We start from the raw sequence: 5,564 nt of genomic DNA, 5'->3' as shown, positions 1-5,564 counted from the left end.
GGGGGAACCCCCGAATAAAAAAGCCGCTGTCTTGAAAAGGTGCTCTACTTGCGGCTCACCTTTGGACGGGTTCCCCGTCAAAAAAGGTGAGACAAGACGGGGAAACCCCAAGACCGCACTTTTCGCAAACCGTCGGGGAACTAGGGCGTGCGCGCATCCGCAATTATCAATTATCAATTATCAATTAACCATGTCATATACACTCGATCGAGCCAATTCCATTTTTCCAGATACTTTAATTGATGATGCGATTCCCACGATCGTTGCATCATATAATCGACTCAACGCCGAGGATCAATTAGCATTACTGTGGTTTGCTTACACCGAAATGGGCACTAAAATTACCCCCGCTGCAATGTCGTCAGCGAATATGGTATTTGCCCAAGCAACCTTGACTGAAATCAAGCAGATGCCAGCATTAGAGCAAACGCAAGTAATGTGCGATCTCGTCAACCATACCGATACACCGATCTGTCGCACCTATTCAGCCTTCGGTACCAATGTCAAATTGGGCTTCTGGTATCAGTTAAGCGAGTGGATGAAAGAAACTATCGTCGCCCCGATTCCCAAAGGCTATAAGCTATCCTCGAAGGCCGCCGATTTACTCAAAATTATCGATCGACTCGAAGGAGGACAACAGCTTACAGTCCTTCAGGATATCGTCGTTAATATGGGTTTCGCCGCAATGGGTGGTACGCCCAAAGTCACAGAACCTGTAATTCCCCCAAAAGATGCTGCCCCTCGCGCCCAAGTCACCATTAAGGGCATCAACAATGCAACTGTCCTCAGTTATATGGAAGATATGAACGCCTTTGACTTCCCCGCAGCCGTGGCTCTATTTGTCGCAGATGGTGCCCTCAAACCTCCCTTCCAAGAGCCGATCGTCGGTCACCAGCGCATTCTCGACTATATGCACGCAGAGTGCTACGGACTCAAACTTTTGCCAGAGCAGGGAGTCTCTGAGCCAGCAGATGGCGGATTTACCCAGATTAAAGTGACGGGAAAAGTGCAAACTCCTTGGTTTGGGGAGAGTGTGGGGATTAATCTAGCATGGCGGTTTCTGCTCGATGAGGAAGATCGGATTTTCTTCGTGGGCATCGATTTACTCGCATCTCCTCAAGAATTAGTGGAACTGGGTTTAGTTCGATAGATTAACAAGCTTAGGATCGTGGATTAAATAACTTGGAACTTTTGCGCCATCACCCAGGTAGGGGCAATTCATAAATTGCCCCTACCTGGGTGATGGCTGGGGTGAAGGAAAATCCCGATCTGATTTAATCCTTATTCCTTACTCAAACAAATAATCGATGAAAACTATTGCCTACGCAGCTCAAAACGCTACAAGTCCACTCGCGCCATTCAAGATTAAACGTCGCGATGTCGGCAAACATGATGTTCAGATTGACATTCTCTATTGCGGCGTGTGTCACTCAGATTTGCATACCGTCCGCAGCGAATGGCCGGGTACCACTTACCCGTGCGTACCTGGGCATGAAATCGTCGGGCGAGTTGTAAAAGTTGGCAAAGATGTCAACAAATTTAAGGAAGGCGATACCGTTGGGGTGGGTTGTATGGTCGATTCCTGCCTCACCTGTGCCAACTGTAAAGAAGACTTAGAACAATTCTGTCCAGACACAATATTTACCTATAACTCTCCTGACAAACAGCTAGGCGGAATTACCTACGGTGGATACTCCGAAAGCATTGTTGTGGATAAAGCATTTGTGTTGAAAATTCCCAAGCATTTAGATCTCGCCGCCACCGCTCCACTGCTCTGCGCTGGAATCACCACCTATTCACCATTGCGCCACAACAAGGTTAGCAAAGGTCAGAAAGTTGGCGTAGTGGGACTCGGTGGGTTGGGACACATGGGGGTGAAATTAGCGAAAGCTTTGGGCGCACATGTGGTAGTTTTCACCACTTCGTCGAATAAAGTTGAAGATGCGCTGCGACTGGGAGCAGATGAAGTCGTCAATTCTAAGAATGCGGACGAGATGAAAAAACACCTCAACAGCTTCAATTTCATTCTCGATACTGTATCCGCGCCACACGACATCAACGCTTATCTGTTGCTGTTGGGACGCGATGGCAACCTGACCCAAGTCGGCGTACCACCAGAACCACTTTCTTTGAATGTGGGTAGCCTAATCTACGGTCGGCGTAGTCTCAGCGGCTCCTTAATTGGCGGCATCAAAGAAACTCAAGAAATGCTAGATTTTTGTGGCAAGCACAATATTACCTCGGATATCGAACTTATCCAGATTCAGAATATTAATGAAGCATACGATCGATTGGTAAAGAGTGACGTGAAATATCGCTTTGTAATTGATATGGCTTCATTAAAACAGGCATTGTAAATTGTCGATCGTAATGTAGGGGTAATTCATGAATTACCCCTACATTACGATTGACTCAAGAAAGTAAAGTGATTAGCGATCGCCTAATACTGATACTTTAGTTCGATCGATAATTTCACTCAGTTCTTGACGATCCTGCTTGCGAATCAAATATCGCGCAGTAAACCGGACGACGGATACCAAACCAACAAGTTTGATAATTGGCGTAATTAGAGGAATATCGTCAATTATACCCAAGGTTGCAAATATAATTTTAGCACCAAAGATAGCTAGCACAATCCAGCCTGATACGATAAAAAGCTGCCGATTGTTGTTGAATAATTCAGTGGTGGTGGCTGCTGCATTTTCAACAAATGCTGTTATTTCTGATTGAATAGATTGCCCAGGTTCTGCTGGCTCAATCATCGGATCGTCAGCGATCGTCATTGGTTCGGTAGGATCGGGTAGATCTATTAGGGTTTCGGTGTTCATTTCACATGCCTCAGTTGATGAGTTGTGGTCGGTTGTAACTGATTCAGCATCAGCCAACATATCTGTAGCCAAGGATTCTGTTTTCATAGTAATTTATCGATATTATTTGCTAGATTGAGAATATATTTAAGCTTGGCAATAGCGATCGACTAATGCCTGATAGCTAGCTTGATGCTTTGAATCTTTCAGAGCAATTTCAATCTGAACGGTTCCACAATCATGACGAGGTAGACTAGCGATCGCACTTAATAGTTGGCTAGCAGCTTTGAGTGAATCGGTAGATCCGTAAACTGTCGGCGGAGTCATTCGTCGCTCTAAATTTTTAGGTAGAGAATCAACCTCGATCGTACTAGATTTTTTATCGCTATTAGCTGACATTCCGTTTTCAGATATTGGCTTGATAGTTGCACCGCTAGAGTTACTTGTTTCACCTAAATCTATTTCGGCAAGCAGTTTATATGCTGGACTTACTTGTTCGATTATCAGCTTTTCACGCCGCACAGGTACTTGCACGCTGACAAGCTGCGTTTCAATTTCTTTGCGGATGACAATCTCACCAATCTTGTGCTGAGTTAGCTCGATTTTCAGGCGTTCTTCTAACAAAGAAAAACTTTTTTGGGTCACAATATTTGATGTAGAATCAACTTTTGTGTGATAAACTACGTCAGAATCTCGACCACCTTGGGGTGCGCTTGCGCGTTCGCTATATTCAAGCTCTTTAGAAATCATAGTTATCCTGATGACGATGGTGTTAGCTATCTGGATTAATTATGTCAATCGCAAAATTAACCCAGATAGAAAAGATCGATATTTTAGATGTTGTTAACTACCGGACGACCTTCAGTATCAACATCTAGCTCTTCGCGCCGGAGTTGCTCTTGAGCCGTAGCAGTTTCTTGGTCTACAACCTTGCTAACTCGCACTTCTTCCCGTACAAATGCCTCTTTGTGAAATTCAGGCACTTCTTCATAAACATCCATGCGGGCGACTTCCCCTGCTTGGAAATTAGCTTCGCCTGGAGTAACAACGGTGCCAGAGTTGACGGGAATTCGTTCGACTATGACTCGCTCTTTCTCAACAGCTACAGAAGCGTTTGCAGTTTCAGTTTCAACCCGTTTACTAATTACTGTTTCGCCAGTTTTCTGACGATTTTTACTAGCAATTAACCGTTCCTCATACAGTTTTAAGTTAGGATGATTTTCCTCGTTTAGACTGTATAGCTCAGGTTCTTGTTCATAACCATAGGTATCGCGGTCATAACCTGCATAACCTGCTTCGAGATCGAGTGTTGGTGGAGAATTTACTGTAGCTGGAGCCGACATTGCACCAGCATAACCAACCCCATTTGCAGCAGGCTGTGTAGAGCGATAAACGCCGCGTACCTGCTCCTCTTGGTCGTAGTCCATCAACATATCACTGGTAAATTCGGGCAGGGCTTCAACCTGTGCCTTGGTGAGGTTGTCAGCGTAGACACGTTTGCCCTTGTAGTCGATGCGAGCATGTCCGATGGGTAGGAGTACTTTCTTACCCATAATCCAGCCACCAGTATCGACTACCAAGTAGCGAAACTTGCCTTCGCCATCTACTAAAACGTCATTAATAGACCCGATTTCCTCAGTCCCTGCATACATAGACAATCCTTTGATATCGGGATCGTCTGAGTGGCTGTTGTAGTCGGGATCGAAGTCTTTGATTTTATAGAGTGACATCTTACTTGTTCCTATGTCTTGAAGTTTTTTACAACTGTTTCATCTCTAACAATACAAGTTCGATCTTTTCCAGCCATCCTTCTATATATAGATTTAGTTAATACCTTTAGGTATAGTCGCGAGGACAGTTAGTTGTGAGGCTAGATCCAAATTTTGTAACAATAGCCACAATTTTAATCGTAGGGATTTCTATCGGTATTAATTTGGGCTAGATTGCAAATTTACCGATTTTTTAGCTGTTGTCACCCATGACTTTCTTCCTATTTTCTGGTTATTTACCTTTCAAAAGATCCTTCTATAGATAGATGTTTTAAACTGAGAATAATTGTTATATTTTCATAATAATTGTCTGAGCGACTGCTGCTTTGCTTTTGTGTCCCTGATGTTTACGGCACTTCATATTTATGATTGCTTCCGCTCGTTCAAGTTTGAATTTACGACTCCAGCGATCGATAGTAATATCTCTGTGTCTATTACCGATCGCATTGTCCGGTTGTAGTGTGCCCAAAGATGATGCTGGTGCCCAGACTAAGCCGCCTGGAGCAGAGCGAACTCAAGCAACGGCGGTAGATGTGGCGATCGCGGCGACAGTGCCCCTAGTCTCAACGAGAGAGTACACAGGGACAACTCAACCTTTCAAAGAAGTGGCGGTTCGTGCTCAGGCAGAAGGACAATTGCGACAATTGAATGTGAATGTAGGCGATCGAGTCAAGAAAGGTCAAACTTTAGCGAGAATCGATGACTCCCTCCTGAAGGCAGCAACAGCGGAAGCAGCGGCAGAATTAGCTTCTCGCCAGATGGGGATTAGTCAAATTCAGGCTCAAGTTAGCGATGCCCAAACCCAAGTCGAACAGAGTCGGCTCCAACTCCAACAAGCCGAATTTGATGCAGCTCGGTATAGTAGTCTAGCCGCAGCGGGGGCAATATCGCGTCAACAGGCAGAGCAATCCCGCACCCAAGCTAAGACAGCCGCACAGGTATTGCGATCGGCACAAGCCAAGGTGCGCGTGCAGCAACAATCGATCGC

Annotated in this window: 6 protein-coding genes; 3 read left to right on the top strand and 3 right to left on the bottom strand. The window is 45.1% G+C overall.

The window, feature by feature from the left end; genetic code table 11:
• Positions 1-190: 190 nt before the first annotated feature.
• On the top strand, positions 191-1,150 hold the full coding sequence (locus RMO55_RS03360; protein ID WP_310423502.1) for an orange carotenoid protein N-terminal domain-containing protein: 960 nt from the start codon (positions 191-193) through the stop codon (positions 1,148-1,150).
• Between the two features lie 157 nt (positions 1,151-1,307).
• Positions 1,308-2,357 (top strand): NAD(P)-dependent alcohol dehydrogenase, encoded by a 1,050-nt coding sequence (locus RMO55_RS03355; protein WP_310423498.1) that lies wholly within the window; start codon positions 1,308-1,310, stop codon positions 2,355-2,357.
• 72 nt (positions 2,358-2,429) lie between these two features.
• On the opposite strand, the gene RMO55_RS03350 is transcribed toward RMO55_RS03355, so the two are convergent.
• From RMO55_RS03350 to RMO55_RS03340, 3 genes are all read right to left on the bottom strand, one after another.
• Complete coding sequence (locus RMO55_RS03350) at positions 2,430-2,915, bottom strand: CAAD domain-containing protein (protein WP_310423493.1); 486 nt, start codon at positions 2,913-2,915, stop codon at positions 2,430-2,432.
• A gap of 39 nt (positions 2,916-2,954) precedes the next feature.
• Positions 2,955-3,557, bottom strand: coding sequence for a DUF2382 domain-containing protein (locus tag RMO55_RS03345; RefSeq protein WP_310423490.1), 603 nt, complete (start codon positions 3,555-3,557; stop codon positions 2,955-2,957).
• A gap of 83 nt (positions 3,558-3,640) precedes the next feature.
• On the bottom strand, positions 3,641-4,537 hold the full coding sequence (locus tag RMO55_RS03340) for a DUF2382 domain-containing protein (RefSeq protein ID WP_310423487.1): 897 nt from the start codon (positions 4,535-4,537) through the stop codon (positions 3,641-3,643).
• Positions 4,538-4,941: 404 nt separating this feature from the next.
• Here RMO55_RS03340 and RMO55_RS03335 point away from each other — a divergent pair.
• On the top strand, positions 4,942-5,564 hold a 623-nt coding region (locus RMO55_RS03335; RefSeq protein WP_310423484.1), incomplete at its 3' end, for a biotin/lipoyl-binding protein.

The sequence above is a fragment of the Chamaesiphon sp. VAR_48_metabat_135_sub genome (assembly GCF_031418915.1).
GTDB lineage: Bacteria > Cyanobacteriota > Cyanobacteriia > Cyanobacteriales > Chamaesiphonaceae > Chamaesiphon.
Note: the sequence above shows the minus strand (reverse complement) of the source record. Positions and strands in the feature narration are given on the sequence as shown.

Excerpts from the sequence above, each read along its gene's own strand:
- RMO55_RS03350 (WP_310423493.1), bottom strand. The coding sequence starts at position 2,915 with ATGAAAACAGAATCCTTGGCTACAGATATGTTGGCTGATGCTGAATCA.
- RMO55_RS03360 (WP_310423502.1), top strand. The coding sequence starts at position 191 with ATGTCATATACACTCGATCGAGCCAATTCCATTTTTCCAGATACTTTA.
- RMO55_RS03355 (WP_310423498.1), top strand. The coding sequence starts at position 1,308 with ATGAAAACTATTGCCTACGCAGCTCAAAACGCTACAAGTCCACTCGCG.
- RMO55_RS03340 (WP_310423487.1), bottom strand. The coding sequence starts at position 4,537 with ATGTCACTCTATAAAATCAAAGACTTCGATCCCGACTACAACAGCCAC.
- RMO55_RS03345 (WP_310423490.1), bottom strand. The coding sequence starts at position 3,557 with ATGATTTCTAAAGAGCTTGAATATAGCGAACGCGCAAGCGCACCCCAA.